The 1435-nt window shown below is 61.7% G+C and carries 1 protein-coding gene; it reads left to right on the top strand.

Going from position 1 to position 1435, the window contains the following annotated elements; genetic code table 11:
* Positions 1-12: 12 nt before the first annotated feature.
* Positions 13-1098, top strand: a complete 1086-nt coding sequence (locus AC1DTN_RS37170; protein ID WP_477925082.1) for an IS630 family transposase — start codon at positions 13-15, stop codon at positions 1096-1098.
* Positions 1099-1435 lie beyond the last annotated feature (337 nt).

Below are 1435 nucleotides of genomic sequence, written 5' to 3'. Positions count from 1 at the left end.
CGGGGTTTGATCGTGCGAGTTGCCATCGAGATTGTGCTGACGGACGGGGAACGGGCAGAGCTGACCGGACTCGTGCGCTCCAAGCTGACGAGCGTGCGGCTGGCGCAGCGCGCGCACATCGTTCTCCTCGCCGCTGACGGCCTGCAGAACAAGGACATCGCCGCCCGGCTTGCAGTCGGCCGCGTGCAAGTCTCGCGCTGGCGTGATCGCTATGCCGAGTCGCGGCTCGCGGGTATCGAGCAAGACCTTCCGCGCGGCGCGCCGCCGGTCAAGGTTGATGTGGCTCGACTGGTTGAGCTGACCACCCAGAGCAAGCCTGAAGCGGCCACGCACTGGAGCACGCGCAAGATGGCGACTGAGTTGGGTGTTAGCGCAGCCAGCGTCTCGCGCCATTGGCGTGCCAATGGCCTGAAGCCGCATCTCGTTCGCGGCTTCAAGGTCTCGCGCGACCCTCTGTTCGTCGAGAAGCTCGAGGACATCGTGGGCCTGTACATGTCGCCGCCTGAGCACGCACTGGTGTTGTGCTGCGACGAGAAGAGCCAGGTGCAAGCACTGGATCGAACCCAACCGGGACTGCCACTCAAGAAGGGTCGCGCGGCCACCATGACGCACGACTACAAGCGTCACGGCACGACCACATTGTTCGCGGCACTCAACATACTCGACGGGCAGGTCATCGGCCATTGCCAGCAGCGTCACACTCACGCGGAGTGGCTGAAGTTCCTGCGCAAGATCGACCGCGAAACGCCCAAAGGCAAGACGCTGCATCTGATTGCTGACAACTACGCCACGCACAAGCATCCTGCCGTGCAGGAATGGCTGGCCAAGCACCCGCGATTCAACATGCACTTCACGCCGACCTCGGCATCGTGGCTGAACATGGTCGAGCGYTTCTTCCGYGACATCACGACCGAGCGGTTGCGCAGAGGCGTGTTCACCAGCGTGCCCGAACTGGTCACTGCCATTGACGAGTACGTCGCTCATCACAACAAAGAACCCAAGCCATTCATCTGGACCAAGAGCGCGCGCGACATCCTGCAAAAGGTCATTCGCGCCAATAGCCGCTTAAGTTCCAAACAGAATGCAACACTACACTAGCTGTGCCATCGAACGAAGCATCCATCGAGGAACTCCTGCGGCAGCTTGAGTCGCTGCTCCGCGCTCGTGGCGAGCAGAATTGGCTCAGAGGCGTGACCGCCGCGCGTGAAGCTCTCGCGTCCTCGAATGGAATGGAGGACGCCAGGTCCATCTATGCTTCCATGAATCGAGGGGCTGGCTCATTTGCGGACTACAACGTATGGGTCGAAGACTTCAATGAGCGCGTCGAACTGAACCAGCCGCTGGACCGCCTTCGGGCCGAGCTCTGGCAGCGATTTGGCCTCGACCGTTGACGGGCAGAATGCGGCCAAAAGCGGTCCTCCAGCCTCGTCTCAGA

The sequence above is a fragment of the Rhizobium sp. 01T444 genome, assembly GCF_056398305.1.
The sequence above is the reverse complement of the archived record's forward strand: the minus strand, read 5'-3'. Positions and strand labels throughout refer to the sequence as shown.